General features: G+C 64.3%; 22 protein-coding genes. 14 read left to right on the forward strand and 8 right to left on the reverse strand.

Going from position 1 to position 26,273, the window contains the following annotated elements; genetic code table 11:
- Nucleotides 1-30: 30 nt before the first annotated feature.
- Nucleotides 31-2,139 (forward strand): ATP-dependent DNA helicase RecG, encoded by a 2,109-nt coding sequence (gene recG / locus CK230_RS00205; protein ID WP_095815217.1) that lies wholly within the window; start codon nt 31-33, stop codon nt 2,137-2,139.
- On the opposite strand, the gene CK230_RS00210 is transcribed toward recG, so the two are convergent.
- The gene (locus tag CK230_RS00210; protein WP_095815218.1) at nt 2,091-2,843 is read right to left on the reverse strand and encodes a DUF502 domain-containing protein; all 753 of its coding nucleotides are present in this window, start codon (nt 2,841-2,843) and stop codon (nt 2,091-2,093) included. The two genes, recG and CK230_RS00210, sit on opposite strands and share 49 nt — an antisense overlap.
- Before the next feature lie 316 nt (nt 2,844-3,159).
- Nucleotides 3,160-4,983: a glutamine--fructose-6-phosphate transaminase (isomerizing) gene (gene glmS / locus CK230_RS00215; RefSeq protein WP_095815219.1), complete on the reverse strand. Its 1,824-nt coding sequence runs from the start codon at nt 4,981-4,983 to the stop codon at nt 3,160-3,162.
- Between the two features lie 212 nt (nt 4,984-5,195).
- Between glmS and CK230_RS00220 the strand changes: the two genes are divergently transcribed.
- A complete protein-coding gene (locus CK230_RS00220; protein ID WP_095815220.1) occupies nt 5,196-5,564 on the forward strand; it encodes an ADP-ribosylation/crystallin J1 in 369 nt (122 codons plus the stop codon).
- A gap of 4 nt (nt 5,565-5,568) precedes the next feature.
- On the opposite strand, the gene glmU is transcribed toward CK230_RS00220, so the two are convergent.
- A complete protein-coding gene (gene glmU, locus CK230_RS00225; RefSeq protein WP_095815221.1) occupies nt 5,569-6,939 on the reverse strand; it encodes a bifunctional UDP-N-acetylglucosamine diphosphorylase/glucosamine-1-phosphate N-acetyltransferase GlmU in 1,371 nt (456 codons plus the stop codon).
- Between the two features lie 365 nt (nt 6,940-7,304).
- On the opposite strand from glmU, the gene CK230_RS00230 reads away from it, so the two are divergent.
- On the forward strand, nt 7,305-9,107 hold the full coding sequence (locus tag CK230_RS00230; protein WP_095815222.1) for an adenylate/guanylate cyclase domain-containing protein: 1,803 nt from the start codon (nt 7,305-7,307) through the stop codon (nt 9,105-9,107).
- Between the two features lie 22 nt (nt 9,108-9,129).
- Here the strand turns inward: CK230_RS00230 and CK230_RS00235 are convergent, their stop codons facing one another.
- Nucleotides 9,130-9,876, reverse strand: a complete 747-nt coding sequence (locus CK230_RS00235; RefSeq protein WP_095815223.1) for a cytochrome c biogenesis CcdA family protein — start codon at nt 9,874-9,876, stop codon at nt 9,130-9,132.
- A gap of 167 nt (nt 9,877-10,043) precedes the next feature.
- Between CK230_RS00235 and CK230_RS00240 the strand changes: the two genes are divergently transcribed.
- The 8 genes from CK230_RS00240 (at nt 10,044) to rpmG (ending at nt 19,029) form a co-directional block, all read left to right on the forward strand.
- On the forward strand, nt 10,044-10,421 hold the full coding sequence (locus tag CK230_RS00240; protein ID WP_095815224.1) for a hypothetical protein: 378 nt from the start codon (nt 10,044-10,046) through the stop codon (nt 10,419-10,421).
- Between the two features lie 278 nt (nt 10,422-10,699).
- Nucleotides 10,700-13,267: a type I DNA topoisomerase gene (gene topA / locus CK230_RS00245; RefSeq protein ID WP_095815225.1), complete on the forward strand. Its 2,568-nt coding sequence runs from the start codon at nt 10,700-10,702 to the stop codon at nt 13,265-13,267.
- A gap of 6 nt (nt 13,268-13,273) precedes the next feature.
- Nucleotides 13,274-15,580 (forward strand): ribonuclease R, encoded by a 2,307-nt coding sequence (rnr, locus tag CK230_RS00250; RefSeq protein WP_095815226.1) that lies wholly within the window; start codon nt 13,274-13,276, stop codon nt 15,578-15,580.
- The gene (locus CK230_RS00255) at nt 15,580-16,026 is read left to right on the forward strand and encodes a DUF983 domain-containing protein (protein WP_095815227.1); all 447 of its coding nucleotides are present in this window, start codon (nt 15,580-15,582) and stop codon (nt 16,024-16,026) included. The genes rnr and CK230_RS00255 overlap by 1 nt, the downstream gene beginning before the upstream one ends.
- An 88-nt stretch (nt 16,027-16,114) precedes the next feature.
- A complete protein-coding gene (locus tag CK230_RS00260) occupies nt 16,115-16,855 on the forward strand; it encodes an NUDIX hydrolase (RefSeq protein ID WP_095815228.1) in 741 nt (246 codons plus the stop codon).
- A gap of 20 nt (nt 16,856-16,875) precedes the next feature.
- A complete protein-coding gene (locus CK230_RS00265; protein ID WP_095815229.1) occupies nt 16,876-18,051 on the forward strand; it encodes an MFS transporter in 1,176 nt (391 codons plus the stop codon).
- A gap of 197 nt (nt 18,052-18,248) precedes the next feature.
- The gene (locus CK230_RS00270; RefSeq protein WP_095815230.1) at nt 18,249-18,704 is read left to right on the forward strand and encodes a hypothetical protein; all 456 of its coding nucleotides are present in this window, start codon (nt 18,249-18,251) and stop codon (nt 18,702-18,704) included.
- Nucleotides 18,705-18,861: 157 nt separating this feature from the next.
- On the forward strand, nt 18,862-19,029 hold the full coding sequence (gene rpmG / locus CK230_RS00275; protein WP_006201775.1) for a 50S ribosomal protein L33: 168 nt from the start codon (nt 18,862-18,864) through the stop codon (nt 19,027-19,029).
- Nucleotides 19,030-19,551: 522 nt separating this feature from the next.
- On the opposite strand, the gene CK230_RS00285 is transcribed toward rpmG, so the two are convergent.
- The gene (locus tag CK230_RS00285) at nt 19,552-20,925 is read right to left on the reverse strand and encodes a PleD family two-component system response regulator (protein ID WP_095815231.1); all 1,374 of its coding nucleotides are present in this window, start codon (nt 20,923-20,925) and stop codon (nt 19,552-19,554) included.
- Nucleotides 20,926-20,958: 33 nt separating this feature from the next.
- Nucleotides 20,959-21,330, reverse strand: a complete 372-nt coding sequence (locus tag CK230_RS00290) for a response regulator (protein ID WP_027166515.1) — start codon at nt 21,328-21,330, stop codon at nt 20,959-20,961.
- A 238-nt stretch (nt 21,331-21,568) separates the two neighbouring features.
- Here CK230_RS00290 and CK230_RS00295 point away from each other — a divergent pair, with 238 nt between their 5' ends.
- Together CK230_RS00295 and CK230_RS00300 are read left to right on the forward strand one after the other, a co-directional pair.
- Nucleotides 21,569-21,868 carry a DUF3572 domain-containing protein gene (locus tag CK230_RS00295; protein ID WP_095815232.1) on the forward strand — a complete coding sequence of 100 codons (300 nt, stop codon included), beginning with the start codon at nt 21,569-21,571 and terminating at the stop codon, nt 21,866-21,868.
- Nucleotides 21,865-22,518: a hypothetical protein gene (locus CK230_RS00300; RefSeq protein ID WP_095815233.1), complete on the forward strand. Its 654-nt coding sequence runs from the start codon at nt 21,865-21,867 to the stop codon at nt 22,516-22,518. Before CK230_RS00295 ends, CK230_RS00300 begins: the two co-directional genes overlap by 4 nt.
- 65 nt (nt 22,519-22,583) lie before the next feature.
- Here CK230_RS00300 and CK230_RS00305 read toward each other — a convergent pair whose 3' ends face one another.
- Both CK230_RS00305 and CK230_RS00310 read right to left on the reverse strand, forming a co-directional pair.
- Entirely contained in the window at nt 22,584-24,164 is a 1,581-nt protein-coding gene (locus CK230_RS00305) for a hypothetical protein (protein ID WP_095815234.1), read from the reverse strand.
- A 99-nt stretch (nt 24,165-24,263) separates the two neighbouring features.
- On the reverse strand, nt 24,264-24,839 hold the full coding sequence (locus tag CK230_RS00310; RefSeq protein WP_095815235.1) for a GNAT family N-acetyltransferase: 576 nt from the start codon (nt 24,837-24,839) through the stop codon (nt 24,264-24,266).
- Between the two features lie 65 nt (nt 24,840-24,904).
- On the opposite strand from CK230_RS00310, the gene CK230_RS00315 reads away from it, so the two are divergent.
- A complete protein-coding gene (locus CK230_RS00315) occupies nt 24,905-26,233 on the forward strand; it encodes a DNA polymerase IV (protein WP_095815236.1) in 1,329 nt (442 codons plus the stop codon).
- Nucleotides 26,234-26,273: the final 40 nt, after the last annotated feature.

Consider the following 26,273-nt stretch of genomic DNA (forward strand, 5'->3'; position numbering starts at 1 on the left):
GCTGCAGCCGTCGCGACATAAGCTGACACGATGCGTCCCACCATCCTTGACCCGTTGTTCGTTCCGATCACCTCGCTCGCCGGCGTCGGCCCGAAGGTCGGCTTGCTGATCGAGCGTGTCGTGCCGGCCGACCTTGGCGATCGCGCTGCGCGCGCCGCCGATCTTCTGTTCTTGCTGCCCAATACCGTGATCGACCGCCGCAATCGGCCCGGCATCGCGCTGTCGGCCGAGGGCCAGATCGTCACGCTGGAAGTGCGGGTCGATCGCCATCAGCCGCCGCCGCGCGGCAACAGGTCGGTGCCGTACCGCGTATACGCCCATGACGACACTGGCGAGGTTGCGCTGACCTTCTTCCATGCCCATGCCGCCTATCTCCAGAAGATGCTTCCCGAAGGCGAGCGTGTGGTGATCTCCGGCCGCATGGAGTGGTTCAACGGCCGCCCGACCATGGTCCATCCCGACCACATCGCGCCGATCGACGAGGCCGAGGGGCTGCCGCTGGTCGAGCCGGTCTATCCGCTCACCGCCGGCCTGTCGGCCAAGGTGCTGCGCCGCGCCATCGGCCAGGCGCTCGGACGCCTGCCGGAACTGCCGGAATGGCAGGATGACGCCTTCATGCGCCGCCACACCTTCCCATTCTTCGGCGATGCGCTTGCCCGCATCCACTATCCGAAGGACCCGATCGACGTTGCGGTCGAAGGCTCGGCCTGGCGTCGCCTCGCCTATGACGAGTTGCTGGCCGGCCAGGTTTCGTTGGCGCTGGTGCGGGCCAGAATTCGCCGCCTCTCGGGCCGGCCGCTCATCGGCGACGACCGCATCGTCGAAAAGCTGCGCGCGGCCCTGCCCTACAAGCTGACACCCAGCCAGGAATTCGCGCTCGGCGAGATCAACGCCGACCTTGCCGATCCCGAACGCATGCTGCGCCTGCTGCAGGGCGATGTCGGCTCCGGCAAGACGGTGGTGGCGCTGCTTGCCATGGCGCGCGCGGTCGAGGCCGGCGGCCAGGCGGCGCTGATGGCGCCGACCGAAATCCTGGCGCGCCAGCATCTGGCGACCATCGCGCCGCTGGCCGAGAAAGTCGGCTTGCGCCTCGCCATCCTCACCGGGCGCGAGAAGGGCCGCGAGCGCACTGAGACGCTTGCAGGTCTTGCCAGCGGCGCGATCGACATCGTCGTCGGCACGCATGCGCTGTTCCAGGAGACGGTGACATTCCACGACCTTGTGCTCGCCGTCATCGACGAGCAGCATCGCTTCGGCGTCCACCAGCGCCTCGCGATTACCGCCAAGGGCGACGCGCCCGACATGCTGGTGATGACGGCGACGCCGATCCCGCGCACGCTCGTGCTGACCGCCTTCGGCGACATGGACGTCTCGAAGCTCACCGAGAAGCCCGCCGGCCGCCAGCCGATACGCACCGTGACCCTGCCGATGGAGCGGCTGGACGAATTGGTGGGTCGCATGCGCGATGCGGTTGCGGAGGGGCAAAAAATCTACTGGATCTGCCCGCTGGTCGAGGAATCCGAGGAAATAAAACTGATGTCGGCGGAGGATCGCTTTGCTTCGCTGAAACCGCTGTTCGGCGACCGGATAGGCCTCGTGCACGGCCGTATGAAGGGCGCGGAGAAGGATGAAGCGATGCGCGCCTTCAAGGACGGCGAGACGCGCATCCTGATCGCCACCACCGTCATCGAAGTCGGTGTCGACGTGCCTGACGCCACCATCATGGTGATTGAGCATGCGGAGCGCTTCGGCCTTGCCCAGTTGCACCAGTTGCGCGGCCGCGTCGGGCGCGGCGACAAGCCGTCCTCCTGCGTGCTGCTTTACAAGGACCCGCTCGGCGAAACGGCCAAACGCCGGCTTTCGGTGATGCGCGAGACCGAGGACGGCTTCAAGATCGCCGAGGAAGACCTGAAACTGCGCGGCGAAGGCGAATTGCTCGGCACCCGTCAGTCCGGCACGCCCGGCTTCCAGGTCGCGCGGATCGAATTCCATGCCGACCTGCTGGAGGCAGCACGCGACGATGCGCGTCTGATCCTGTCGCGCGACCCGGAACTGCAGTCCGAACGCGGCGAGGCGTTGCGCTTGTTGCTCTACCTGTTCGGCCGCGACGAAGCAGTACGGCTGCTGCGCGCGGGCTGAGCGCCAAGCGGCGGATTGGCAAGGCCGCCCTCGACCGGCTCACCATTCAGCGTCACCAGCTTGGCCTTGACTTCAGGCGCCACCATGCCGGCCGAGACGATCAGCTTGGCGCCGTCCTCGATCGACATGTCGAGCAGCACGATCTCGGATTTGTGCACATACATCAGGAAACCGGTGGTCGGGTTCGGCGTGCAGGGCATGAACACAGCGATCAGCGGATCGCCTTCCTGGTCGAGCTTCTGGTTGATCTCGGTTTCCTTCTCGCTGGCGACGAAGACCAGCGACCAGACTCCCTTGCGCGGATATTCGACCAAGCCGACCTGGCGGAACATGTCGCCCTTGTTCGACAGCACGGTCTCGAAAATCTGCTTCAGCGAGCCATAGATGCCGCGCACCAGCGGCATGCGGCCAAGCAGCCGCTCGCCGAAATTGACGATGGCGCGGCCGACGATGTTGGCCGTCAGAAAGCCGATCAGCGTGATCAGCACCAGCGCCACGATCAGCCCGAAGCCCGGAACCGGGAACGGCAGATAGGTGTCGGGATTGTAGCGGGCCGGAATGTAGGGCTTCACCCAGGAATCGACCCAGCCGATCAGCGACCAGGCGATATAGGCGGTGATCGCCAGCGGCGCGCAGACGACGAAGCCGGTCAGGAAATAGTTCCTCAGCCGGGTCATGCCAGAAGTCTTCAGGGCGTCGGACATGGGTTCACCGCGGCGCATGTTGCGCTGCAAGATTAATGAACCGCGAGCCGCTTTGGAACTGCGAAGTTTTTAAAGAATGCCCTTGTTAAGAAGGCCGCATACCCCGCTGCTCCAGGGGCCATCGCATATGGCTCTGGGAGTTCGGATAGCCTGCAGGCCTCGACGCCGTCATCCTCGGGCTTGTCCCGAGGATCTACTGGCCTCTCCGAACTGATCGCGCTCTATCCGCGTGCGACGGCGGATCCTCGGGACAAGCCCGAGGATGACGGCGTCGTGTTGGCATTCGCAATAAGCCCATATGCTATTGCCCTGACCGTTACTCCACCGTCACAGACTTCGCCAAATTGCGCGGCTGGTCGACGTCGGTACCCATGAACACGGCGGTGAAATAGGCGAGCATCTGGATCGGCAGCGCGTAGATGATCGGCGAGATGATCTCCGGGACGTCGGGCAGGATGATCGTCTCCATCGTCTTGATGCCGGCCTGCGCGGCGCCTTTGGCGTCGGTGATCAGGATGATCTTGCCGCCGCGCGCCGCCACTTCCTGCATATTCGACACCGTCTTTTCGAAGATGCGGTCATGCGGGGCGATCACGATCACCGGCATGTTCTCATCGATCAGCGCGATCGGCCCGTGCTTCAGCTCGCCGCCGGCATAGCCCTCGGCGTGGATGTAGGAGATTTCCTTGAGCTTCAGCGCCCCTTCCATGGCCAGCGGGAAATTGGTGTCGCGGCCGAGATAGAGCACGTCCTTGTAGCGCGACAGCTCGCGCGAGATGCGTTCGATCTGCTCCTCGAGCTTCAGCACCTGGGTGGCGAAACGCGGCGCTTCGGAAAGCTCGCGCACCAGCCGCTTTTCCTCATCGGGCGAGATGGTGCCGCGCGCCACGCCCGCGCGCACCGCCAGCGCCGCCAGCACCGACAGCTGGCAGGTGAAAGCCTTGGTCGAGGCGACGCCGATTTCCGGGCCGGCAAGCGTCGGCAGCACGACGTCGGATTCGCGCGCCATGGTCGATTCGCGCACATTGACCACGGCGCCGATCTTCATGCCGGCCTGGCGGCAATAGCGCAACGAGGCGAGCGTGTCGGCGGTCTCACCCGACTGCGAGATGAAGAAGGCCGCGTCGTTGGCTGACAGCGGCATTTCGCGGTAGCGGAACTCCGAGGCGACATCGATATCGACGGGAAGCCGCGCATAGCGCTCGAACCAGTATTTCGAGATCAGTCCGGCAAGATAGGCGGTGCCGCAGGCCGAAAGCGCCAGCCGGCCGATCCTGGCGAAGTCGAACGGCAGGTCGAGCGGCTTCGACTTGCCGGAGACGAAGTCGACATAATGCGCCAGCGTGTGCGAGATCACCTCCGGCTGCTCATGGATTTCCTTTTCCATGAAATGCCGGCGATTGCCCTTGTCGACCATGAAGCTGGTCGACAGCGACTGCTGGCGCTTGCGATCGACCTTGTTGCCGTCGATGTCGTAGATCGCGACCCCGTTGCGGCGCACCACCGCCCAGTCGCCATCCTCGAGATAGGTGATCGAGTTGGTGAAGGGCGCCAGCGCGATCGCGTCCGAGCCCAAAAACATCTCGCCATCGCCATGGCCGACGGCCAGAGGCGGACCGTTGCGGGCGCCGACGATCAGATCCTCGTCGCCCTGGAACATGATCGCCAGCGCGAACGCGCCAGACAGCCGCTTAAGCGCCGCATGCGCGGCCTCCACCGGCTTCAGCCCCCTGGCAAGCTCGCGCGCCACCAAATGCGCCACGACCTCGGTGTCGGTCTGCGAAGCGAATTTGTAGCCGTCGCGGGTGAGTTCGTCGCGCAGCTCGGCGAAATTCTCGATGATGCCGTTGTGGACGATGGCGACGCCCTTGGAAAAATGCGGATGCGCATTGGTCTCGTTGGGCACGCCATGGGTGGCCCAGCGCGTGTGGCCGATGCCGATCGTGCCGTCGAGCGGCTCGTCCTTCAGTCGGCGTTCGAGATTGATGAGCTTGCCTTCGGCGCGGCGGCGGCCAAGCTCGCCCTTCTCGATGGTGGCGACGCCGGCCGAGTCGTACCCGCGATATTCGAGCCGCTTCAGCGCGTCGACGATGAGTGGCGCGACCTGTGAATGGCCGACGATTCCAACGATACCGCACATGCGATAACCCCCGATTCCCAGCGGAAAACCCGGCGTTATCTAGGGGTTGCCGGCCTGCCGCGAAAGTCACTTTGCGTTTCGTTCCGTGTCAGCGGGACGGTCTTTTGCTCCATGCACCATGCCAGACGGCGCTTGCAATCCAGTTACTGCGATTGTTCGCCTTTTCAGGCATTTGGTTCTCTTTTCAGCAAGATCTAGCTAAATGTCCGGCCATGAGCGAAGCCACCACGACACTCTGGCGTCCGGTTGGACCGAAGGAACTGGAACTGATCAAGGCTTCGGGCATGCGCGAATTTCCGCCGCGCCTGCCCGACCAGCCGATTTTCTATCCAGTGCTGACCGAAGCCTATGCGGTCCAGATCGCCCGCGACTGGAATGTTCCGGCGAGCGGCTCCGGCTTCGTCACCCGCTTTGAGGTCCTGAAGAGCTTTCTCAACGGCTACCGGGTCGAGCACGCTGGCAGCAAGGCGCATCTCGAATATTGGATACCCGCCGAGGACCTGCCTCAATTCAACAAGGCGATCGTCGGCAGGATCGAGGTGACAGCCAGTTTCGGCAAGGCTACCGAAGGCGCCGCCTGAAACGCTATTCCGCCGCAGCTTTCTTCCTCGCCGCCGCGGCCGAGGCGAAGCGCTCGCGCAATTCCTTGCCCTTGCCGGGGATCGTCTTCTGGCGGGCGCGGCCGAAGGCCAGCGCGTCGTCCGGCACGTTTTCGGTGATCACGCTGCCGGACGCAATGTAGCCGCCCTTGCCGATCGTGACCGGCGCCACCAGCGAGGAATTCGAGCCGACAAAGGCGCCCTCGCCGATATCGGTGAAGAATTTGGAGTAGCCGTCGTAATTACACGTGATGGTGCCGGCGCCGATATTCGCGCTCGCACCCACCCGCGCGTCGCCGATATAGGTCAGGTGGTTGACCTTGGCGCCCTCCTCGATCGTCGCCTGCTTGACCTCGCAGAAATTGCCGACCTTTGCCTTGTTGCGAAGGTCTGCGCCCGGCCGCAGCCGCGCGAACGGCCCGACATCGCAATTGGACGCAATCGAAGCGCCCTCGATATGGCTGAAAGCGTGGATCTTGACGCCCGAGGCTATTCTGACGCCCGGCCCGAACCAGACATTCGGCTCGACGATCGTGTCGGCGCCGATCTCGGTATCGTGCGAGAAATAGACGGTTTCGGGCGCGATCAGCGTCACGCCCGACAGCATCGCCTCGCGCCGCCGGCGCGCCTGCCAGATCGATTCCGCCTCGGCAAGCTCGGCCCGGTTGTTGATGCCGAGAGCATTTTCGAAGCTCGCTTCCGTAGCCACCACGTCGAGCCCCTCAGCGCCGGCGATCTCGACAATGTCGGTGAGGTAGTATTCGCCCTTGGCGTTCTTGTTGCCGACCTTGTCGAGCAGCCGCAACGCATGCTTGCCCGCCACAGCCATCATGCCTGCATTGCAGAAGCCGATCTTCTTCTCCTCGTCGGAGCAGTCTTTTTCCTCGCGGATGGCGATGAGATGGCCGCCCTTTTCGATCAGCCGGCCATAGCCGGTCGGGCTCGGCGGTCGAAAGCCGATGACGACGACGGCGGCACCCGCCGCCAGCTTCTGCCGCGCGGCGGCCAGCGCTCCGGCATCGATCAGAGGCGTATCACCGAACATGACGAGGATGTCGTCGTAACCCTTTGATATCGCTTCGCGAGCAGCCAGAACGGCATGCGCGGTGCCGAGCCGCTTCTCCTGCACGAAAGTCTCCGCCTTGGGCGCGAATTTCTGTGCTGCCTTGCGCATTTCCTCCGCGCCGTGGCCAATCACCAGCGCCAGGCCGGTGGCCCCAGCCGCCTCGGCGGCCTTCACGACATGCGCCACCATGGGCAGGCCGGCAATGGCATGCAGCACCTTGGGCATCGCGCTTTTCATGCGCGTGCCCTCGCCGGCTGCGAGGATAACGGACAGGCAGGATCTCTGGCTCATGGGTGGCAACCGTATGAAATGGTTTGAATCAATGCATGCTAGCAGCGGCGTGATGCTGCACCAATGCGGTTAAATTCCGGTGAGACGGCGGAGCGAAGTCTCCAAGCGCGGATGTCCGGTGAGGTTCCAGATACAAAAGCACCGCCGCGGTGGCGTCAGCCGGTTACATAGGTCAGGAAATATCCCCGGCCTGCTGGGAGTGCTGTGTCAGCATCGGCGGAGGCCGCGAGCGTGTCGTCGGTTCTCTGTTGGCGGGGGCGACTCGAACGCTCCACGCCTCGAAAGCGGGATAGCGAATTCTCGTGAAGGCAAGGGTAAGCTGCGTTTCCGTTCCATATCGGCGGAGACTGGGAGAGGTGGATACCATGCGCGCGGCGCGTCTGGAAGTTGGCAGGACATGGACGCGGGGCGGCCCGCGTGCAGGCGTATGGCCGAGCACGCAGCGCCACCTCGCAGCGATCCTGGCTTGCGACGTGGTCGGCTACTCGCGCCTGATGGAGCGCGACGAACGTGGCACGCTCGAGCGGCTCAAGACCTACCGCAAGGATCTCCTCGAACCGCTGGTCTCCGAGCACCACGGTCGGGTCGTCAAGCTCACCGGCGACGGCATGCTGTGTGAGTTCGCGAGCGTCGTTAACGCGGTGACCTCGGCGATGGCAATCCAGCAGGCCTTGGCGGAGCACGAGTCGGAGACGCCCGAGGAAGAGCGGATTCGCTTCCGCATCGGCGTCAATCTCGGGGACGTGGTCTGCGAGGAGGACGGTGACATCTACGGCGACGGGGTCAATATCGCCGCCCGCCTCGAAAGCGTCGCCGATCCAGGCACAGTGGTCGTCTCGGGTACCGCTTACGACCACCTTCAGGGCAAGCTCGACTGCGGCTTCACGCCGCTTGGCGACCTGCGCCTCAAGAACATCGAGCGGCCGGTGCGCGCTTACCGCGTCGAGGCCGACGCCAGTGCCGCACCGCCTCCCCTGCCCGAGAAACCTTCGATCGCGGTTCTGCCCTTCACCAACATGAGCGGTGACCCCGACCAGGAATACTTCGCCGACGGGCTGGTGGAGGACATCATCACGGGATTGAGCCGGGTGGACTCCTTCTTCGTGATCGCCCGCAACTCGTCCTTCACCTACAAGGGCCGCGCCGTAGACCTGCGCCAGGTCGGGCGCGAGCTGGGCGTCCGCTACGTGCTCGAAGGCAGCATCCGCAGAGCAGGTTCGCGGGTCCGCATCAGTGGGCAGTTGGTTGACGCGATCAGCGGGCACCATGTCTGGGCCGACCGCTTCGAGGGCGACATGTGTGACATCTTCGACCTGCAGGACAAGGTGACCGAGAGCGTCGTCGGCGCTGTCGAGCCAAGCATCCGGCTGGAGGAGATCAAGCAGGCGCGCATGAAGCCGACCGACTACATGAGCGCCTACGACCTCTACCTTCGCGCGCTGCCGCGCTTCTACAGCATGACCCGCGAAGGCTTTGCCGACGTGCGTCGGCTCACCAACGAGGCGCTCAGCATTGACCCTGGCTTCAACTTGGCGAAGGCACTCGGCGCCTATATCCGCAGCATCTCCGTGAGCCAGTGCTGGCACGAGCCCGACGATACCAGAGTCGCCACGCGCATGGCGCGCGAGGTATTGGCGGAAGCGCGCGACGACCCCACGAGCCTGCGCTTCGCCGCGCAGGTGATTGCCTACAGCGCGAAGGACTACGAGATGGCGCTGGCCACTATCGAACGATCCCTGCGGCTCAATCCCAATTCGGCGCAGGGCCATACGAGCTGCGGCTGGGTCAACGCACATTCCGGCCGCCCGCTCGTCGCAATCGAGCATTTTCACAGGGCAATGCGGCTGAGCCCGGTCGATCCCGAGAAGGGCATCGCGCTCTCGGGCATCGGCATGAGCTACCTGATGCTCGAGCGCTACGAGGAAGCGCTGGCATGGGGAGAACGCGCGCTGCACGAGATGCCGAATTACGGGTCCTCGCACCGGGTGGTGATCATGGCGCTGGTCAAACTCAACCGGCTGGAGGAGGCGCGGGCGGCGGCGCGGCGGCTGATGGAGGCGTTCCCGACCTTCACGCTCACCCTGCAGAGACAGATCAACCCATGGCAGGACAAGGTGTTCGGCGAGCGTTACGTCGAGGCCTTGGGCATCGCCGGCGTGCCGGAGTGATCGTCGCGCATAAAATGGCAGCCTACCCCAACCGCCCCAGCGCCGGGAAATTCTCGAGCAGCCAGTAGGAGACGCTCTGCACGCCGCCGGTGAGGAAAAACACGCCGGCAACGACCAGCAGCGCGCCGATCCCCTTCTCGACGCGGCCGAGATGGACGCGGAACTTGCCGAGGAAGCGCATGAAAGCGCCAGAGAACAGCGCCGCGATCAGGAACGGAATGCCGAGCCCGAGCGAATAGGCGGCGAGCAGCAGCGCGCCCTCACCCACCGTTTCGCGCCCGCCGGCCAAGGTCAGGATCGGCCCCAGCACCGGGCCGATGCAGGGCGTCCAGCCGAAAGCGAAGGCCAATCCCATGACATAGGCGGCGACCATGTTTGCGGGCTTGCCCTGCGACTGGAAACGCGCCTCGCGCGAAAGCAGCGGGATGCGCAATATGCCAAGGAAGTTCAGCCCCATGATGATGATCAGCGCGCCCGCCGCCATCGCCAGCGGTTCCTGCCACACGCGCAGCAGCCTACCGATGGTCGAGGCACCGGCGCCGAGCGCGACGAACACCGTGGAGAAGCCGAGCACGAAAGCAAGCGATGCATAAAGCAGCGCGCCGCGCGTGCCCTCGCGCGCCGTGATGCCGGCATTGCCGCGGAAATCGTCGACCGAGACACCGGCCATGTAGCAGAGATAGGGCGGCACCAGCGGCAGCACGCAAGGTGACAGGAACGAGATCGCTCCCGCCCCGACCGCGCTGACATAGCCGATGTCCAATGCCATCCAATGAGTCTCGATTGTGCTGGGGTCGATATAGCGATGCGGGCACGCCCCTGCCAATCACCATTGTGTGGTGCGTCGCCGCTTCGCCGCAGGAAGAAACATGCTTCCCAACACGTTGACCAAATGAGCGCGCGATCGCCGCGCGCTTGTTCTCAGGGAGATTCAGCATGAAAACGATCGCACTCGGGTTTGCCGCCCTTCTGCTCGGCACCGCCGCGTCCCAGGCCGCGGAAGCCTGGAAGGAAGCCGAGGTTGGCGGCACGAAGATCTACACCGACGCCAAGGGCATGACGCTCTATACTTTCGACAAGGACGAGAAGGGCAAGTCCAACTGCTATGACAAATGCGCCGCCAACTGGCCGCCGCTGAAAGCCAAGGCGAGCGCGAAGACCGAAGGCGAATGGTCTGTCGTCAAGCGCACCGACGGCACCCATATGTGGGCCTATGACGGCAAGCCGGTCTACACCTTCGTCAAGGACAAGAAGGCCGGCGACATGACCGGCGAAGGCGTTGCCGGAGCCTGGCACGTCGTCAAGGCAGATTGAGCTCGCCTCATCGAGCGATCCGGCTGCCGGGTTCCTTGATCCGGCAGCCAGTCATCTTTCCGCCGGTCACCACCGGTTCGGCGCGCCCACGCCTCCTTCGCCAAAAATGTGATCCTTGCCATACACTCTAAGAGTGTATCGTCGGCGGCCGCTTCCCAAATTGGCCGCTTCCCCTTGACCGATTGCAAAAGCACGGCCATGTGAGCGACGAAAAGAGTGGGATTTCGTCGTGCGTCGCGGAGTTCTTCCGCCACCTCACAGCTGATTAAAGAGACCTCATGGACGTCGTCGTCGTCGAATCGCCGGCCAAGGCGAAGACAATCAACAAATATCTGGGCAAGAACTATAAGGTTCTGGCCTCGTTCGGCCATGTCCGCGATCTGCCGGCCAAGGACGGCTCGGTGCGCCCTGACGAGGACTTCGCCATGTCCTGGTCGGTCGACACGGCGTCCGGCAAGCGCCTCGCCGACATCGCCAAGGCGGTCAAGGACGCTGACGGCCTGATCCTCGCCACCGACCCGGATCGTGAGGGCGAGGCGATTTCATGGCATGTGCTGGAAGTCCTGAAGCAGAAGCGCGCGCTGAAGGACAAGCCGGTCAGCCGCGTCGTCTTCAACGCCATCACCAAGGCCTCGGTGCTCGACGCGATGGCCAACCCGCGCCAGATCGACGCGCCGCTGGTCGACGCCTATCTCGCCCGCCGCGCGCTCGACTATCTCGTCGGCTTCACGCTGTCGCCCGTGCTGTGGCGCAAGCTGCCGGGTGCCCGTTCCGCCGGCCGCGTCCAGTCGGTGGCGCTGCGCCTCGTCTGCGACCGCGAATCCGAGATCGAGCGCTTCATCCGCGAGGAATACTGGCAGATCGCGGCCATCCTCAACACGCCGCGTAACGACAGTTTCGAAGCGCGGCTGACCGCCTTTGCCGGCAAGAAGCTGCAAAAACTCGATATCGCCAACAAGGCGCAGGCTGACGACATCAAGGCGATGCTGGAAGGCGCGACCTTCAAGGCATTGTCGGTCGAGGCCAAGCCGACAAAGCGCAATCCCGGCCCGCCCTTCACCACCTCGACGCTGCAGCAGGCTGCCTCCTCCGGGCTCGGCTTCTCGGCGACGCGCACCATGCAGGTAGCGCAAAAGCTCTATGAAGGCATGGATGTCGGCGGCGAGACCGCCGGCCTCATCACCTATATGCGAACCGACGGCGTGCAGATGGCGCCGGAGGCGATCGAGGCCGCCCGTAACGCCATCGTCAGCGAATTCGGCGCGAAATACCTGCCGGAAAAGCCGCGTTTCTACACCACCAAGGCCAAGAACGCCCAGGAAGCGCACGAGGCGATTCGCCCGACCGATTTCCGGCGCACGCCGGCTTCCGTCCGGCAATATCTCGACGCCGACCAGGCCCGTCTCTACGAGCTGATCTGGAAGCGCGCCATCGCCAGCCAGATGCAGCCGGCCGAGATCGAGCGCACCACGGTCGAGATCGAGGCGGTCAACGGCGCCCGTACCGCGGAGCTGCGCGCGATCGGTTCGGTCGTCCGCTTCGATGGCTTCATCGCCGCCTATACCGACCAGAAGGACGAGGACGCGGAGGACGAGGAGAGCCGCCGCCTGCCCGAGATCCGCTCCGGCGAGCAGCTCGCCCGCCAGGCGATCAACGCCACCCAGCACACGACCGAGCCGCCGCCGCGCTATTCCGAAGCGTCGCTGATCAAGAAGCTGGAAGAGCTCGGCATCGGCCGGCCGTCGACCTACACCGCGATCCTGAAGACGCTCGAGGATCGCGACTATGTCACCATCGACCGGCGCAAGCTGGTGCCGCAGGCCAAGGGCCGGCTGCTCTCGGCCTTCCTCGAGAGTTTCTTCGAGCGTTACGTCGAATATGACTTCACCGCATCGCTCGAGGAGAAGCTCGACGAGATTTCCGACGGCAAGCTCGCCTGGAAGGACGTTCTGCGCGATTTCTGGAAGGATTTCTCCGGCGCCGTCGACGACATCAAGGAGCTGCGTGTCACCGACGTGCTCGATGCGCTCAACGAAGAGCTCGCGCCGCTTGTCTTCCCGGAGCGCGAGGACGGCTCCAACCCGCGCATCTGCCCGAAATGCGGCACCGGAAACCTGTCACTGAAACTTGGAAAGTTCGGCGCCTTCGTCGGCTGCTCGAACTATCCGGAGTGCTCCTACACCCGCCAGCTCGGCGACGCCGCCAACCCCAATGGCGAGAACGGCAATGGCGAGGACGGCGTCAAGCTGCTCGGCAAGGACCCCTACACCGCTGAGGAAATCACGCTGAGGAGCGGCCGTTTCGGCCCCTATATCCAGCGCGGCGAAGGCAAGGAAGCCAAGCGCTCCAGCCTGCCCAAGGGCTGGACGCCCGAGTCGATCGACCATGAGAAGGCGCTGGCGCTTCTGTCGCTGCCGCGCGATGTCGGAAAACATCCTGAAACCGGCAAGATGATCTCTGCCGGCCTCGGGCGCTACGGCCCGTTCGTGCTGCACGACGGCACCTACGCCAATCTGGAGAGCATCGACGACGTGTTCTCGATCGGCTTGAACCGCGCCGTCTCGGTGATCGCCGAGAAGCAGCAGAAGGGCAGGGGCGGCCGCAACGGCGCCACGCCGGCGGCGCTGAAGGAGCTTGGCGACCATCCCGACGGCGGCGGTAAGATCGTCGTGCGCGACGGCCGCTACGGGCCCTATGTCAATTACGGCAAGGTCAATGCGACGCTGCCCAAGGGCAAGGACCCGCAATCGGTGACGATGGAAGAGGCGCTCGCCCTGATCGCCGAAAAGGAAGCCAAGGGCGGGGGCGGCAAGAAGCCCTTCCGCAGGGCGGCGAAGAAGGGGTAGCAGGACGTGGCGCGCAGGATCTCCGGAAGAAGCCACGGCGATCCGCGCCACGCCGACACCAGAGCCAAGGTCAAGGACGACTATCGGCCCTCGCGCGACGAGATCCTGCGCTACATCGCCGAAAATCCCGACCGTTCCGGCAAGCGCGAAATCGCCAAGGCCTTTGCCCTGCGCGGCGAGGATCGCGTCTGGCTGAAAGACATGCTGCGCGACCTGCAGGATGAGGGTCTGCTCAACAAGGAGCGCAAGCGCCTCACCCGCGCCGGCGCCGTGCCGCACGTCGCCGTGCTCGACATTTTCGGCCGCGATGACGACGGCGTGCTCCTGGCCAATCCGAGCGAATATACCGGCGCCGGTTCGCCGCCTGTCATTGCCATCCGCATTTCGCGCGGTGCCAGCGGCCCCGCGCCCGGCATTGGCGACCGCGTGCTTGCAAAGACCTTCCCGACCGACGATCCGTCAGGCCCTGCCTATACCGGCCGGGTGATGAAGATCTTCGAGAAGCGCAGCGACGCGGTGCTCGGCGTCTTCCGCGTGCTGAAGGACGGCACGTTCCGCATCGAGCCTGTCGAACGGCGTCAGCCGGAACTGATCGTCGACAAGGAATTCCAGAACGGCGCCCGCAACGGCGACCTTGTCGAGGTCGAGCCGGCGCGCGCTTCGCGCTTCGGCCTGCCGCGCGCCAAGGTGCTGGCGGTGCTGGGGTCGCTCACCAGCGAGAAGGCGGTCTCGATGATCGCCATCCACGCCCATGACATTCCCCATGTCTTTCCGGCGGACGTGACTGCCGAGGCCGAGGCGGTGAAGCCGGCCACGCTTGCTCACCGCGAGGACTGGCGCGACCTGCCGCTGGTGACCATCGACCCCGCCGACGCCAAGGACCATGACGACGCTGTCTTCGCCGCGCCCGATACGGACGAGAAGAATCCCGGCGGCGTCGTCGTCACCGTGGCGATCGCCGATGTCGCCGCCTATATCCGCTACGGCACGCCGCTCGATCGCGAAGCGTTGAAGCGTGGCAATTCCGTCTATTTCCCGGACCGCGTCGTGCCGATGCTGCCCGAACGCATCTCGAACGATCTGTGCTCGCTGCGCGAAGGCGAGGACCGGCCGGCGATCGCCGTGCGCATGACTTTCTCCTCGGAAGGCCGCAAGCTCAAGCATTCCTTCCACCGCGTCATGATGAAATCGGCGGCCAAGCTCGCCTATCCGCAGGCGCAGGCGGCGATCGATGGCGTCCCCGACGACAAGACGCGGCCGATCCTCGACAGCGTCCTGAAGCCGCTTTGGGATGCTTACTCGGTGCTGAAGCGCGGCCGCGACGCCCGGCAGCCGCTTGAACTCGACCTGCCGGAACGCAAGATCCTGCTGAAGCCCGACGGCACCGTCGACCGGGTCGTGGTGCCGGAGCGTCTCGATGCGCATAAGCTCATCGAGGAGTTCATGATCCAGGCCAATGTCGCGGCCGCCGAGACATTGGAGGGCAAGAAAGAGCCCCTCGTCTACCGCATCCATGACGCGCCGTCGCTTGCCAAGCAGGAATCGCTGCGCGACTTCCTGCAGACGCTCAGCCTGTCCCTGGCGCGCGGCGCGCAGATGCGGCCCAGCCAGTTCAACGGCATTCTGGAACGGGTGCGCGGCGCCGACAACGAGGCGCTGGTCAATGAAGTCGTGCTGCGCTCGCAGAGCCAGGCCGAGTACTCGCCGAAGAACATCGGCCATTTCGGGCTCAACCTCCGGCGCTATGCGCATTTCACCTCGCCGATCCGCCGCTATGCCGATCTGATCGTGCACCGGGGGCTGATCTCGGCGCTTGGTCTGGGGCAAGGCGGCCTGACGCAGCAGGAGGCGGACCGGCTGGAAGAAGTCGCCGCGCTGATCTCCGCCACGGAACGCCGCGCCATGGCCGCCGAGCGCGACACAGTCGACCGGCTGATCGCCGCCTATCTCGCCGAGCGCGTCAACGACACATTCGACGCCCGCATTTCCGGCGTCACCAAGGCGGGGCTCTTTGTCCAATTGCCGCAGTATGGCGCCGACGGCTTTATTCCGGTGTCAACTCTGGGCGGCGACTACTATATCTACGACGAAACCGCCCGATCGCTCTTCGGAGAACGCACCGGCAAAGGCTACCAGCTTGCCGACCGCGTCGAGGTCCGGTTGGTCGAGGTCGCGCCGATGGCCGGCGCGATGCGCTTCGAGATGCTGACCGACCCGAAGCCCCTGCCCGGCTCGAGGCGGTCGTTCCACAAGGCCAAGGGTCGCGCCCGAGCGTCGCAATCGCGCGTCGGACCGCGCGGCAGGAGACGGTAATGCCAGGCAACTTCCAGGTGGAAGAACAGGTTTTCGGTGGCGAGCATCATTCGGGCCGCGTCGCCCGCCCGCTGTGGACAGCTATCAAGCGCGGCTTGCTCGGTCGCTGCCCGCATTGCGGCAAGGGAAAGTTGTTCCGCGCGTTCGTGAAATCCGTGGACAAATGCGAGGTCTGCGGCGAGGAACTGCATCACCATCGCGCGGACGACCTGCCTGCCTATCTGGTCATTGTCATCGTCGGCCACATCGTGGTTGGCTCCTTCATGGCAGTGGAGGCGACCACCACGCTGTCGAACTTACAGCACGCGCTGATCTGGGTGCCGCTGACCATCATTCTGGCCGTCGCGCTGCTGCAGCCGGTCAAGGGCGCTGTCATCGGCCTGCAATGGGCGCTTTATATGCACGGCTTCGGCGACGAGAAGGACGAATTCGAGAGCCATTCGTAAGCCAGGTCGCACCGCTGTCCGCCCTGGTTCAAAAGCCGCGACGCGCAAGCCACTTTCACATCAGGCAAGTTTCCGCTAGGTCGGGCGCATGGAAGGAATGACCAAGGCGGATGTCGACAAGCTCGATAAAGGCCTGGCCGTGCGCAGCGGCCGGGCGCTGCGTCCGCGTGATGCCGCGACCCTCATTCTGCTCGATCGCCGGGGCAAGGATGTCCTGGTGCTGATGGGCAGGCGCCATGCCCGGCACGCCTTCATGCCCGGAAAATTTGTCTTCCCGGGCGGTCGCACCGATCCCGCGGACAGCCGCATTGCCGTCGCCGCCCCTTTGCGCGGCGAAGAAGAGAAAAAGCTGGCCGCGGGCCCGGGGCGCGCCAGCGCGGCGCGGGCGCGCGCAATCGCCCTGTCGGCGATTCGCGAGACCTATGAGGAAGCCGGCCTGCTGATCGGCCGCAAGGGCGCCTTCTCGACCGCGAAGCGCGACTGGCAGGGTTTCGCCGAGCATGGCGTGATCCCGTCGCTGGACGTGCTCCGCTTCATCGCCCGCGCCATCACCCCGCCCAATCGCGTGCGCCGTTTCGATACGCGTTTCTTCAGCGCCTGGCGCCACGACGTTGCCGTGGAATTGCCCGGCGGCGGCCCGACCAACGAGCTGGAGGAACTCGTCTGGCTGCCGCTTGCCGACGCCCGCAAGGCCGACATCCCCGACATAACCGGCATGATCCTGGAAGAACTCGAAAGGCGGCTTGCCGATGATCCCTTGCTGCGGCCGGGGGGCGCCGTGCCGTTCTTCCGGCTCGTCCGCAACCGCTTTGTCCGCGAAGTCCTTTAGAAGCAGAGCATTTTGATCCCATGACGGTCGATACCCAAGAACAGGGCGACGAACGCGTACACTGGTTGCCGATGATCGCGGCGATCTCCTCGATCAGCGTCGTCGGCATCGCCATCGGCCTCGGCATGCCGCTGCTCAGTGTCATCCTGGAGACACGCGGCCACTCGGCCTCGATGATAGGCCTCAACACGGCCGTTGCCGGTCTTGCCTCGATCGCCGGCGCGCCTTTAGCCACCCCGCTTGCCATGCGGCTCGGCGTCGCCTGGACCATGCTGTTGATGATTGCCATAGGCGCGCTTGCCTTTGTCGGCTTCCATTTCGCGCCCGATTTCTGGATGTGGTTCCCGCTCCGCGTCGCCCTGCATATCTCGCTGACGGTGCTGTTCATCCTGTCGGAATTCTGGATCAGCACCTCCGCCCCGCCCAGCCGCCGCGGCCTTGTGCTCGGCATCTACGCCACCGTGCTGTCGCTCGGCTTCGCCGCCGGACCGTGGCTGTTCGCGCATCTCGGCAGTTCGGGCTTCCTGCCGTTCGGCGTCACCATAGCGCTGGTCACGCTTGCCGCGATTCCGGTGTTGGCGGCCCGCAACGAGAGCCCGACCATCGTCGCCGACAGCGAAACCAGCCATTTCCTGCGCTATGTCTGGCTGGTGCCGACCGCGACCTTCGCCGTGCTTGTCTTCGGCGCGGTCGAGACCGGCGGCTTCTCGCTCTTCCCCGTCTATGGCAGCCGCATCGGCTATTCGGAGGCCGACGCAGCACTGCTTTTGACCATGATCGGGCTCGGCAACGTGCTTCTGCAGATCCCGATCGGCATGATCAGCGACCGTGTCTCGGACCGCCGCCATCTGCTTCTGGGCTGCGCCACCGTCGGCTTGATCGGCACCGTATTCATGCCCTTCTTCGCGCAGAACTGGCATCTTATGGCCGCCCTTCTGTTTGTCTGGGGCGGCGGCGTCGCGGCCATGTACACGATCGGCCTTGCCCATCTCGGCTCCCAGCTTTCCGGCCATGAGCTGGCATCCGCCAATGCGGCCTTCGTGCTGTGCTATGGCGTCGGCATGGTGATCGGCCCGCAGGCGATCGGCATCGGCATGGACGCCTTCGGCCCCTCGGGCTTCGGCTGGTCGCTGGCCGTCTTCTTCGCCGCCTACATGCTTCTGGTCCTGGTCAGGCTGGTGCGCAAGATTCTCTAATGCATGTCGCCCAGAAGTGTGCAGCGGTTCTGGGGCAACGACATGCATGAAAATAAAGGCCTAAAGCGCGTCGCCTGAATCCGTTTCAGCGCGACGCGCTTTAGGCAAATGTCGCCGAAGCGCCGGGCATCCTGACATCACCGTGTCAGCAGCACCCCTGCTATACCCTGCCTCCAACGCCAGGCAGGAGAATTGCGATGATCGACAGCGGCTTTGAAACCAAATCCCTCAGGATGGAATTGCTTCTGCTCGTCACATTCCAGGCGCCGGCAGCCGATGTCGAGCGCATCATGGAGGCGGTGGTGGCGATCACGCCGCTGCGCATGGGCAAATATGACAGCAACGCCTATCAGTCGGCGCAGGGCATCGAGCGCTATCGGCCGCTCGACGGCGGCGCCGCCGGCGCCGAGACGGAATTGCGCCGGCGGCCCGGCACCGTCGAAGTGTCGTTCGAGATCGCCGACGACCAGCCGCTCGCCGCCCGAGTCGTCGAGGCGATATTTCAGGCCCATTCCTACCAGGAGCCCGTCATCCGCATCCAGCCGCTGCTCGCCAGTCGCTCCAAGGGCCTTGACGACCGCGCCAATCCCAACCGCTGGAACACCACGGGCGACTGGAAAAAGAAGGGACAGTTGGTCGAGCAGAACGCCTGAAGCAGTGAACCCCAACGATGCCGAAATGAGCCAAGGACGGCGCCCGGGCTTGACTTTCCGGGCGCGTTCTTTATGTGTCGCGCCAAGTTTCCCGCGTCCGGGTGTTTTCCCCGTGCTCCAGCGGCCAAAACTCCACGAACATTAACGGACGAACATCATGGCCAAAGCCGCAAACATCAAGATCAAGCTTCTGTCGACCGCCGACACCGGGTTCTTCTACGTGACCAGCAAGAACAGCCGTACCAAGACGGACAAGCTCTCGTTCCGCAAGTACGATCCGGTCGCCAAGAAGCACGTCGAGTTCAAGGAAACCAAGATCAAGTAATCTGGTTACCCCGAGAAATCGAACGCCGCCCTCCGGGCGGCGTTTTTGTTTTGGAGCAATTTTCAGGAAGCACGGTTTTCCGACGGGAACAAAGACCGCGACGCAGAGCCCCGTGCGGCTGTCAGCGCAAGGTCAGTCGGCACTTTGTAGGAAAAGGGGGCCGGTCGGCGTTTGGCAGCGGTACGAGGAGGCCACTATGTGCCAGCGCCGGCCGGCCGACCCCACGGACCCAGGAGATGCGGCGGACCTGAGCATCATGGGGTATTTTTCGGATCGGGCCGGCTTGTCTACCCTCGTGCCGGCCTCGTCATCTGTCTATGGGCCGCAGATTTGCGCAAGACCTTATAAAAATCAACCATTTCTTAACCACCGCTCGCGAATCGCTCGGGTTAAGGTAAATTCGTAACCCTGTGGGGACAGTCGCTAATCGGCGCCCTTTGCAGGCACGCCGCCGAAGCGCGAACATGCGCAAAATCTAAATCTAGAGCATAAACAGCGGGTCTGGAAGATCGCGAAGGCGCCTTAGGCCGCCTTGGCGACCACCCGGTTCCGGCCGCCGCTTTTGGCTTCGTAAAGCGCGAGGTCGGCGCGCTTCATCAACGCGGCGACGCTGTCGGTCCCCTTAAGCAGCGAGGACACGCCGACGCTGACCGTCACCTCGATCGTCTTGCCGTCGCTCCCGATGGCAAAAGGCGCCTGCGCGATCTCGGCGCGGATGCGCTCGGCCACCTTCTCGGCGACCGCGCCGTCGGTGTCAGGCATCACCACGACGAACTCCTCGCCGCCGAAGCGGCAGGCCAAATCGATGCCGCGCACATTCTTGCGCAGCCGCCTGGCGAATTCGCGCAGCACATCGTCGCCGCCGTCGTGGCCGTACGTGTCGTTGATCGACTTGAAGCGGTCGAGGTCGGTGATCATCACCGACAACGGCCGCCGCCGCGCTGCGGCGCGATCGAACAGCGTCTGCAGGTGGCTGTCGAGATAGCGCCGGTTGTGAAGCCCGGTCAGTCCGTCGATCACCGCCATTTCGATCGTCTGGGCGACGCTGGCGCGCAATTGGTCGTTGTAGCGCTTGCGCCGCACCTGCGTGCGCAGCCGTGCCGTCAGCTCATGCGGGTCGATCGGCCGGATCAGGTAGTCGTTGATGCCGAGCTCCAGACCGCGGAGGATGCGGCCCTCCTCGCCCTCGTCGGCGAGCAGCATGATCGGCAGGAAGCGGGTGCGGTCGAGAGAACGCAGCTGTGAGCAGAGCCTCAGCGCATCGAAGCCGGAGAAGGCTGTCGAGATCAGCACGCATTCATACGGCGTCTCGGCCGCCTGGAAAAACCCCGCGTTGGGATCGGTCGCGATATCGAGATCGGCGCTGTGGCGCAGCATCTTCTGGATGCGTTCGACCGAGGATCTGCGCTCGTCGATGAGAAGCACCTTCGGCTTGACGTCCTCAGTCGCGAAATCGCGGCTCAGAAGTTCCTCGATGCCGATATTGCGCGTGGTCGAGGCGCGCAGCCTGAGCTCGTCGGTCAGCGACTTCAGCCTGACGAGGCTCTTCACGCGCGTCATCAGCTGCAGGTCGTTGACCGGCTTGGTCAGGAAATCGTCCGCGCCGGCCTCGAGGCCGCGCACCCGATCTGAGACCTGGTCGAGCGCGGTGATCATGACCACCGGGATATGCGAGGTCGCCGGATCGCCCTTCAGGCGCTTGCAGACTTCGAACCCGTCCATGCCCGGCATCATCACGTCGAGCAGCACGACGTCGACCTTGCCGTTTTCGCAGGTCTCGATCGCATCCGGCCCGTTATTGGCCGTCAGCACCTCGAAATACTCGGCAAGCAGCCGAACCTCCAGCAGCCGCACATTGGCGGGGATATCGTCGACGACGAGGATCCGCGCGGTCATCTCAAAGGGCTCCGGTTCTGCTGGTCACGGGCATCAGGCATCGCCCAGATAGGATTTGATCGTCTCGATGAAGCGCGGCACCGAGATCGGCTTGGAGATATAGGCTTCGCAGCCGCCCTGGCGGATGCGCTCCTCATCGCCCTTCATGGCGAAGGCGGTGACGGCGATGACGGGGATCGAATGCAATTCGTCGTCTTCCTTCAGCCATTTTGTCACTTCCAGGCCGGAGACTTCGGGCAGCTGGATGTCCATCAGGATGAGGTCAGGCCGGTGCTGGCGCGCCAGATCCAGCGCCTCCAGCCCATTGCGCGTGCGGACCGTCTCGTAACCGCTGGCTTCGATGAGGTCCCGAAAGAGCTTCATATTGAGCTCATTGTCCTCGACGATCATGACCTTCTTAGCCATCAATTTCCCGTCCCGACCGCCCTCGAAGTCGAAGACCGTCGTAATGCGTCCCCTTCGGACCGCACCCAACCCTTGTCCACCCTAGCCCAATATAATTGACGAAACGGAAACCGGAGGTTGGAAAGCTGCATCAATTCCACCTTCGGACGCTGTACAGGAAAGAGCGAAGGCTTGCCGCAAGCGACGCTTGCCGTTACTGCGGTAGGAGACTCAAAAATCCACCATTCCAAAGGTAATTATGGCGAACGCAGCGTCAATGCGCGAGGAAGCGGAAACCATTGCCGTCAAGGCGCTGGGCTTCGTCGCCGCCGATCCGGAACTTCTGCCCCGCTTCCTGGCGATCACCGGCATCGAGGCCAACTCGATCCGCGAGGCCGCCGCGGAGCCCGGCTTCCTTGCCGGTGTCCTGCAATTCATCCTCGCTCATGAGCCGACGCTGCTGCGCTTCGCCGAGGAGACCGGCACGCCGCCAGCCGCTGTGGGCAAGGCATTGCGCGCGCTTCCGCTCGGCAACGACGATCACGAGCGTTCGACATGAGCGACGATCCCGAGACGGCGCGGCAGATCGAGGAGCTTGCCGCCGACGAACGGCCGCTGCTGGTGCTTGACGTCGACGACGTCGTGCTCGAATTCGTCCGACCGTTTCCGCATTTCCTCAAAACACGCGGCTTCGGACTGACGCTCTCGTCCTTCCGATTGACCGGCAACATCGCCGAAACGACGACCGGCCGGCTGATCGAGCAGCCCGAAGTGACGGCGCTGCTGGGCGATTTCTTCGACACCCAGGCGGATTGGCAAAGCATCACCGAGGGTGCGGCGGACGCCCTGATGATGCTTGGACAAGGTGCCGAGATCGTCTTGTTGACCGCGATGCCGCACAGGCATCGCGCCGTGCGACGCGCGCACCTCGATGCGCTGGGGCTCGACTACCCGCTGCTGACGACGGAGATGGCCAAGGGGCCGGCCATCGCGAAACTGCGCGGCGTTAAAGGCCGGCCGGTCGCATTCGTCGACGACCAGCCCTCCAACCTGCTTTCGGCCCGCAATTCCGTGGCCGACGCCCACCTCTTCCATCTGATGGCCGACAACTCGCTACGCGCCTTCCTGCCGCCAACGCCGGAAGACATCGTCTCGGTCGAGGATTGGCGCGAGGCCGCGCCCAAGATCGCGGCCGCGCTCGGGCTTTAGGGCACCTGTCCCGAAAAAGAACCAGTTTCGGGACAAAAACATGTTTGAAATCTGAGGCCTAATGCTCAGGGCTGCAGCTTCGCGCCTGCCCCGCCATTGTCGCCGCCGTCCGAATCGCCGCCTCCGGTGGAATCGTCCGTTCCGTTCGCGCCGTCATCGCCGCTCGAATTGTCGTCCTGTCCCGCGCTGTTGTCCTGGACCTCGTCCGGCCCCTTCAGCATGGCGCCATTGACGGCGACGGACCCATCGGCCTTGGTGTTGATCACCCACTCCAGGCGGCCGTCCGGCAGCGTCTTGCCGAAGCCCTTGACGGCCAACGCAAACGGGAAGGCCTGCGCCATCTGCTCGTCGCTCTTGGCGCCTTCCTTCAGGGCATCGACGATCTTGTCATAGCCGGCGACGTCGATGGTCACGGTCGCATCAGGCTTCTCGCCGGGAAATGTCATCTCGCCTTCCAGCGCGACCTCGATGTCGCCGTTCCTCACCGTGCTGTGCCCGATGACGACCTTGGGATTCTTGGCCTTGAAATCGGCGACCAAAGCCTTGCCGAATTCATCCGAAAGCGGTGGTTCCTTATTGAGATCAAAGGCTTCGATCGCCTTTTTCGCCATCGTATCGAGATCGATATTGGCGCCGCCGAAATTCAGGTCGATCTCCGTTGGCAGCAGCGGCACCGTCCATTCGGGCAGGGTCTGATGCGGGATCGTCAGCCCGGTTGCCTTGATCGTGTAATCGACCTTGCCGTTCTGGGAAACGCCGTCCATGCCGAATGCGGTGCTGAATTGCTTCGCCCCGAATTCGCCGACAGGGCTTTCCACGATGAAATCCTTGAAGCCGTAATTGCCGTCGACCCTTTGCCAAATCGGCAGCGCGGCCAGCATCAGCGATTTGAGCTCTGCCTGGTTCGCCTTGAGCTTGGCTTCGTCATCATTCGCCACGGCAAAGGCAAGCAGGTCGAGCAGCGGCTTCGTCCGCACGCCCTTGCCGGTTGCGTCGACGGAAAGTTCCGGCGTTTTCAAGGTGAGCGGAAAATTCATCCCGTTGTCGGGATCGTTGACCTTGATAGTCTCGACGAAGTCCGAGACTTTTTGCGTCGCCGTGAAGTCGACGCCGCCATTGGCGGATTTGGTCGCGACAACGGTGGCGGTGCCGGCCCCGGTCGAGGCCTCGGCCTGCTGCTTGGCGTCCCGGGACGTCATGGTCATTCCGGCCAAGGAACTGGTTGCATTGGTGAAGGCCGCAAGGGCCGGATCGTAGACGCTGGTCAGCTTGCCGTCCTTGATCGTGAATTCCATGCTCTGACGGCCTTCCGGCCCATCGAACTCAAACGACGCGCCCTGCGAGAAATTCGACGAGACGTCCCATGACCCGTCGCTGCGCGGCTTCACCATCAGCGCGTAGGGCGCCATGTCGAATTTCAGGAGCTTCTGCTCCGGCACCGCATTGACGAGCGCTTTGATGTCGAGCGCGATCTTGTAGGCGTCACCCTCCACCGAAACCTTGAGCACGCCCTTGTCGAACGCCTGCTTGCCGAAATAGCGCGCCAGATCGTCGGAAAGCTGCTTGGCGCCCTGGCTGTCGACAGTCTGGGCAAAGGCTGGCGCGCTGAGCGCGAGGGCAAAGGCGAGTGGCAAGATACGCTTCACGTCGGTTCTCCGTGCTGTCGGAAGACGAAACAATGGCTTCTGGTAGGCAAGAAGCGTTACAGCCGCAAGACGCGGACTGTAGGCCAAAAGCGCATCCGGCTAAAGCACCAGGCGCATCAGCGGCCGGCCGGGCTTGCGCTCCACGAGCCTTTCGAAGCCGGCCTTCTCGAACACCCGCGACGAGCCGACGAAAAGCCCGATCGAGCGCGAATCGCGCGACAGGTCGATCGGGCAGGCTTCGAGCAGCCTCGCGCCATTCTCGCGGGCGAAGGCGATGCCGCCTTCGACGAGGCGGTGCGTGATGCCGCGACCCCTCGCCTTGACGCGGATGAAGAAGCAGGAGATCGCCCAGACATCCGGGTCGCCGGCATCGGCCGGATCAATCGGGGCCGAGCCCCTGCCCTGATTGTTCCACTCGGGCACGTCGGCGCGCGGGCCGACCTGCATCCAGCCGACGGCCTTGCCGTCCTCGAACGCCAGGAGTCCCGGCGGCGGACCTGCCTCTATACGCGCCTTGATCAGATCCTTGTTGCGCTCTTTGTCGCTGGCGCGGCGCTCCGCCGGCGCCAGCCGGAAATGCGTGCACCAGCAGCCGTAACAGGCGCCCTGCTTGCCGAAGAGGTCCTCGAAATCGGCCCACCGCTCGGGGGTCAGCGGTGCTATGGTCGTGCTCATGCGTTCTCCCCAGGCCAAGCTTGTTGCCAGCCTTGCGCTGTCGTACCATTGCATTTGTTCTCTTTATGTTCGCAGCGATGGCGGCTCCTGTCAACAATCCCGAACACGGTTTTTGCCGTGACTGCCTGGCGTTCCAGCGCTCGGAGACGCGCCGTTGCGATCGCTGCGGCAGCCCGCGTCTTGTCCGGCACACGGAACTCTACCGGCTCAAGATCGCCCATATCGATTGCGACGCCTTCTACGCGGCGATCGAAAAGCGCGACAACCCTGCCCTGAAGGACAAGCCGGTCATCGTCGGCGGCGGCCGGCGCGGCGTCGTCTCCACCGCCTGCTACATCGCCCGCATCCAGGGCGTTCGCTCGGCCATGCCGATGTTCAAGGCGCTGGAACTCTGCCCGGAAGCGGTGGTGATCCCGCCCAACATGGAAAAATATGTCGGCGTCGGCCGCCAGGTGCGGGCGCTGATGCTGGCGCTGACGCCGCAGGTCGAGCCGCTGTCGATCGACGAGGCGTTTCTCGACCTCGCCGGCACCGAGCGGCTCCACGGGATGCCGCCGGCGCTGGTGCTGGCGCGCTTCGCGCAGACGGTGGAAAAGGAACTCGGCATCACCGTCTCGGCCGGCCTTTCCTACTGCAAGTTCCTGGCCAAGATCGCCTCGGATTTCCGCAAGCCGCGCGGCTTTTCGGTGATCGGCGAAGCGGAGGCCACGAGCTTCCTCGCCGCGCAGCCGGTGACGATGATCTGGGGCGTGGGCAAGGCGCTGGCCGCGACACTGGAGCGCGACGGCATCCGCATGATCGCGCAGTTGCAGCGCATGGAGCGCGGCGACCTGATGCGCCGCTATGGCGTCATGGGCGACCGGCTGTACAGACTTTCACGCGGCGAGGACGACCGCCCGGTCGACCCGGACGGCGATGCCAAGAGCGTCTCGGCCGAGACCACTTTCGACACCGATATCGGAGCCCTGGCGGATCTGGTGCCGGTTCTGCGCGGCCTCTCGGAAAAGGTCTCGGCGCGGCTGAAGAAATCCGGCATTGCGGGGCGCACCGTGGTGCTGAAGCTGAAGACCCAGGATTTCAAGACCCGCACCCGCAACCGCCAGCTCGGCGATCCGACCCGGCTGGCCGACCGCATTTTCCAGACCGGCCTCGACCTGTTGCGCCGCGAGGCCGACGGCACGAAGTTCCGCCTGCTCGGCATCGGCGTCAGCGACCTCTCCGACGACGACAAGGCCGATCCGCCCGATCTGGTCGACCTGCAGTCGCGCAAGCGCGCGCTGGCCGAAGGCGCGATGGACACGTTGCGCGACAAGTTCGGCAGGAAAGCCGTCGAGACCGGCTATACATTCGGCAAGGGCCGCGCCGCCAATCCGCCCGAGCCACTCGAGGATTGAGGGGTCAGAGCAATTCCAGGAAAAGTGTAAGCGGTTTTCC

This window comes from Mesorhizobium sp. WSM3859, from assembly GCF_002295065.1.
In the GTDB taxonomy this organism is placed as follows: Bacteria; Pseudomonadota; Alphaproteobacteria; order Rhizobiales; family Rhizobiaceae; genus Mesorhizobium.